This is a genomic window from Corynebacterium mendelii (assembly GCF_017307055.1).
Taxonomy (GTDB): domain Bacteria; phylum Actinomycetota; class Actinomycetes; order Mycobacteriales; family Mycobacteriaceae; genus Corynebacterium; species Corynebacterium mendelii.
Window position 1 is genome coordinate 399,486 of sequence record NZ_JAFLEQ010000016.1, and the last position, 5,147, is coordinate 404,632.

Consider the following 5,147-nt stretch of genomic DNA (forward strand, 5'->3'; position numbering starts at 1 on the left):
AGGGTGGGGGACGTGATTGTCGCATTTTCAGTAGCACCCACCGAAACCCCCACCGCCACCGCCGAGATGGCCGATGCGGTCGCCGAAGCGGTGCGGGTGGTCCGCGACTCCGGGCTGCCGAATGAAACCAACGCCATGTTCACCCTCATCGAGGGCGAGTGGGATGAGGTGATGGATGTGGTCAAAAAAGCGACCGAAGCCGTCACCGCCCACAGCCCGCGGGTGTCTGTGGTTCTCAAAGCCGATATCCGTCCCGGCTACACCGGCCAGCTCAAGGCCAAAGTTGATGCGGTCAACCGGCGGATCGGGCAACCCGATTAGCGGCCGGAGACCACCCACACCCGGCGCCAGGACCCGGGGGAGGATTGTCCGGGCCAGGAACATCCACCCCACCGTGCGCGTTGACCTGTGTACCGGGGCGTGACGCGCCGGAACCCACGGCCCGCCGCGCCGATCGACCACACTGCACTGACCACCAACCGTAGACAAAGCGAAAGAAAGACAGGGATCAGTTGTGACCACCCCGGAGCGTTTCAGCAACAGCGCCATCGACCTTGAGGGCCTGAAAAAACAGGCCGAAGCCAAAGCCGGCAGCGCCGCAAACGGCGGCGGGGCCGGTGTCGCCCCGACAGTTGTGGTCACCCGGGACAATATCGAACAGGAAGTGATCACCCGCTCCACCCAGGTTCCGGTGGTCGTCCAGGTCGGTACCGGGCGCTCCCCGGGCTCTGAGAATATGCGGGCCGCCTTCAGCGACCTGGCCGCCAAGGGCAAACTGAAGTGGGTGTTCGCCTACATCGACGCCGACACCACCCCGGAGCTGGCGCAGATGCTCGGGGTGCAGGGACTGCCCACCGTGCTGGCGTTGGCCGGGGGACAACCGCTCACCTCCTTCGAAGGGGAACAGCCCGCCGAACAACTGCCCGGTTGGATTGATGCCATTGTCCGGGCCTGTGAGGGCAAACTGGAGGGCCTTCCCGAGTCCGCCGCCGACGGTGCAGCAGACAATGACCAGCCCTCTGATCCGCGTTTCGTGGCCGCGGAACAAGCGCTGGACGAGGGCCGTTTCGATGATGCGATCGGCATCTACGACGATGTGCTGGCCCAGGAGCCGGCCAACCGGGACGCCCGCAAAGCCCGCGACGCGGCACGGTTCAGCAAACGGTTGGCCACAGCCGGGGGCGGTGATGCGGTTGCCGCCGCGGATGCCGACCCGACTGATGTGGATAAAGCACTGGCTGCAGCTGATGCCGAAATCGCGGCCGGTCACGCCGAGGCAGCCTTCACCCGTTTGCTCGACGTGATGGTGACAAGCGCCGGTGAGGACAAAAACACACTCCGGATCCGCCTGGTGGAATTGTTCGACCTGTTTGAGGCCACCGACCCGCGGGTCATTGCCGCCCGCTCCCGGATGGCCAGCGCCTTGTACTAGCCCCGGGTCCGGGACAGTGTTTTTCGGCCCCTGACAAGCCACAATCCCCTATTGGCGGTGCCCGGACGGGCAGGGGGGCGGCAGCGCCCGTAAGCGGGTGCGCCGGTGGCGTGCGGTCAGTCACCGGACTGCTTCGGCCGTCCGGGAACCCTGTTCCTGACCGTGCGGACAGCGCCATGTGCCGGACAAACCGGAACCTGGTTTTCAGACATTTCTTCCCATGGCTTAAGCTTTAGTGTCGTGAATGCTGTAGCTGTGGCCGTACTGGTCGTCCTCGTCCTTGCAGTACTGCGTGTCCACGTGGTGCTGGCCCTCCTTCTCGGCGGGATCGTTGGCGGAATGCTGGGGGGGTTGGGCCTGACAGGCACCATGCTCGCCTTCCAGGATGGGCTGGGAGGGGGCGCGAAGATTGCGCTGTCCTACGCCCTGCTGGGTGCTTTCGCCATGGCGGTCGCCAATTCGGGGCTTCCGAAAATGCTGGCCGACTGGCTGGTGAGAAGAATCGGGAAACAATCCGGTGACGGCAGTGCAACAGCCGTCAAGGCCACCGAGTTCGGCCTGATCGGCGGAACCCTGGCCATGGCCGTGATGAGCCAGAACCTCATCCCGGTCCACATCGCCTTCATCCCGCTGCTCATCCCGCCGCTGCTGCAGGTGATGAACACCCTGAAGCTGGACCGGCGGCTGATTGCCTGTGTGCTCACCTTCGGTTTGGTCACCACCTACATGTTCCTGCCGGTCGGCTTCGGCAAAATCTTCCTCGAAGACATCCTGATGGGCAACATCAGGGAAGCCGGGATGGACACCACCGGCATCCACGTGATGTCGGCGATGTGGATTCCGGCGGTCGGCATGGTCATCGGCCTTCTGGTCGCGGTGTTCATCTCCTACCGCAAACCCCGCGAATACGACAACAGGCCGCTGACCATCCAGGCCGACGACAAGGAAGTCACCGTCACGAAATACAAGATGATCGTCTCGATCATCGCCATCGTGCTGTGTTTCGCCATCCAGCTGTATTTGACCAACACCGGCTCCGACGCCGATCCACTGCTGGTCGGTGCGATTACCGGTCTGGCACTGTTCATGGCCAGCGGTGCGGTCAAATGGAATGAAGCCGACGATGTGTTCAGCGCCGGTATGCGCATGATGGCCCTGATCGGTTTCATCATGATCACCGCCCAGGGCTTTGCCTCGGTGATGAGTGAAACCGGCGCCATCCCGGACCTGGTGCAGGGAGCCGCGGACCTGTTCCAGGGCAACAAAGCAGCGGCCGCCTTCGCCATTTTGGTCGTCGGCCTGATTGTCACCATGGGTATCGGCTCGTCGTTTTCCACCCTGCCGATCATTACCGCCATCTACGTCCCGCTGTGTGCCGCCCTGGGCTTTTCCCCGCTGGCCACGGTATCGATCATCGGTACCGCCGGTGCGCTGGGGGACGCCGGATCCCCCGCCTCCGACTCCACACTGGGGCCGACCTCGGGGCTGAACGCCGACGGTCAGCACGACCACATCCGGGACTCGGTGATCCCCACCTTCATCCACTACAACATCCCGCTGCTTCTCGCCGGATGGGTGGCGGCGATGGTTCTCTAGGAAGACCACAACCCCAACCCACCCGGCCCGCGCCCGGTCGTCCACCATGATGGGCGACCGGGCGCGGGTTTTTGTTTGATTCCCCGCAGCCGGAACCACCCGGTGGGTGGCCCGTGGGGGACGGCTGAAAAACCCGCGGTAGCGCATGGTCCGCCGGCCGTGGCCCACGCTGCGGCACTATCTTCTTCCACCGGGAAAACAGATGGGGGTGGGCTAATCGCCCCTGTCAGATGTTGCTGCACATTGTGTGTCCAGGTGGGCCTTACTGCGGTAGGCTCAACTCACACCGGACCGGTCGACAGGGCTGCGGCGCCTGCCGCTTTCACCGATGCGCCCACGTGCCGGGATCACCCGGTCACCGCCCTTGACTGCCACCGCTTGTTCACACGAGGAGAACCCCAGTGACCATTTTTCCTTTTCCGGCAGGAAGCCCCTGCAGACAGTGGCCGCTGTGCTCGGTGGTGCCGCACTGCTGGCTGCCCCGATTGCCGGTCCCGCAGCAGCACTGGCGGCAGACAACACCGCCGGCACCGGCACCTGCCTTCCGATTGACGGTGCACAGAAGGTTGAAGGCTCCGCGGCGATCACCTATGTCCTCAACGGGGAACCGGGTACCGCCGCACCCCCGGGCGAGCTTGTGGAACCCGGGCGCGCCAACAACGACACTTTTGTGCCGCAGCTTCCGCCCCGCACCGTGGACAGCACGGTGGTATGGCACAACGCCAACAACGGTGAAACCAAACCCTGGTACGAGCTGTCCGGGATTATTCTTCCGGCCACTGTCCGCGGCGACTCCGAGTGGGTGCTGAACCAAATCCACTTCACCGGTCAAAACACCGCCGAAGTCACTGGCGTGCCCTTCGGCAAAGGCGCTCCCCTGGGCGCGGGAATCGGCCGCACCACCCTGGCCACCATGAACCGGGCACCCGCCGGCCCGGACGATATCAAACGTGAGGGACAATCAGAGATCAAGCTGGTCAACCCGAAGGCCACGAGCACCTATGATCCGGGAATCATCATCAAAACGATCACACTGGTCATGGACGCCCCGCCCTTTTGTGATGATCAGCTGACCGACAACCCCGATAACGGCGACAGCGCCACCGGCCAGCCCGCCGATGACACCACCTCAGCGCCGGGGAAAAATGAATCCACCGGCAGCGTGGTGGTGGCCATCCTCGGCGTGCTGACCCTTGTCGGTGCCGTTGTCGGCGGCTGGTTGTCCGGAATATTCGGCAGGCTCTAGGTTTTTTCGCCCATTACGTTGAAGACTATCCCGAGAACGGGGGCCTCCGAGTTTTAAGCTTGTAGATGGCCCTTCTGTTGAAGGGTTGAGTTACTGGAGCCTGGTATGGCTAATTCTTGCCCTGTCCCAGATGAGTCCTACGGGGTGATGCGACCGGGCACCAGTGGCGTGCAGGATGTGCTGTGAGATGCCATGACATTCGCCACCGGTCACGGACACTTCTGTTTGTAATGTGGTTGCCAGTTCTGCATCGCCGTAGACAACCCAGCGGCTTGAAAACATCCACTTTCAATCCCTTTCAGACTCACATGTCCGACAATGGACGTCTTCACGCGCGTCGATGTAGGCAAAACCAAGCATTACATCTGATGCACTGGATTCCGAGGGAAAAAAGATCAAAGCCGTACCGGTCAACACCACCGACGCACTGATGTCCATGGTCACGTAAAGCCCACGCAGTGGGGAAAAGTACTAGTCACTGCCCGTCAACCCAATAACATCGGCAAACTGGCTTCTGTCACGGCCAAACACGCTAGATCTGGACACCGCATATCTACCGGGGCTGGCGCGGCGCATGGCAAAAACCTACAAAGAAAAACGCGAAAAACGACAAACGCGACCCCTCACATCATTGCTGATACCAGCCGCGTGCGGCCTTAAGCTACTTCTTCCCACCGACCGGGAAAATGAACTGTCCACGGCCTCTTCACATACCTTGACGGCATTGACGAGGATCTCAAGCAGACACTGCTACCGGCCACATCAACCAGATACGCGCCAGCCTACTGTCGTGCTATCCGCAAGCTGGAACAGGTCCCGGCCAAGACGAACCTGCAGAAAAAATGGGTACTGGAAATTCATCGACCACCAGTG

Annotated in this window: 4 protein-coding genes; all 4 read left to right on the top strand. The window is 62.2% G+C overall.

Features of this window, described 5'->3' with window-relative positions; all coding sequences use genetic code 11:
• The first annotated feature begins 12 nt into the window (after positions 1 to 12).
• The 4 genes from JZY06_RS10115 to JZY06_RS10130 all read left to right on the top strand — a co-directional run bounded on the left by JZY06_RS10115 (position 13) and on the right by JZY06_RS10130 (position 4,274).
• Positions 13 to 321, top strand: coding sequence for an MTH1187 family thiamine-binding protein (locus tag JZY06_RS10115; protein WP_207279486.1), 309 nt, complete (start codon positions 13 to 15; stop codon positions 319 to 321).
• A gap of 193 nt (positions 322 to 514) precedes the next feature.
• Positions 515 to 1,432 (top strand): tetratricopeptide repeat protein, encoded by a 918-nt coding sequence (locus tag JZY06_RS10120; RefSeq protein ID WP_207279412.1) that lies wholly within the window; start codon positions 515 to 517, stop codon positions 1,430 to 1,432.
• Between the two features lie 240 nt (positions 1,433 to 1,672).
• On the top strand, positions 1,673 to 3,028 hold the full coding sequence (locus JZY06_RS10125; RefSeq protein ID WP_207279413.1) for a Na+/H+ antiporter family protein: 1,356 nt from the start codon (positions 1,673 to 1,675) through the stop codon (positions 3,026 to 3,028).
• A gap of 442 nt (positions 3,029 to 3,470) precedes the next feature.
• Positions 3,471 to 4,274, top strand: a complete 804-nt coding sequence (locus JZY06_RS10130) for a hypothetical protein (protein ID WP_207279414.1) — start codon at positions 3,471 to 3,473, stop codon at positions 4,272 to 4,274.
• Positions 4,275 to 5,147: the final 873 nt, after the last annotated feature.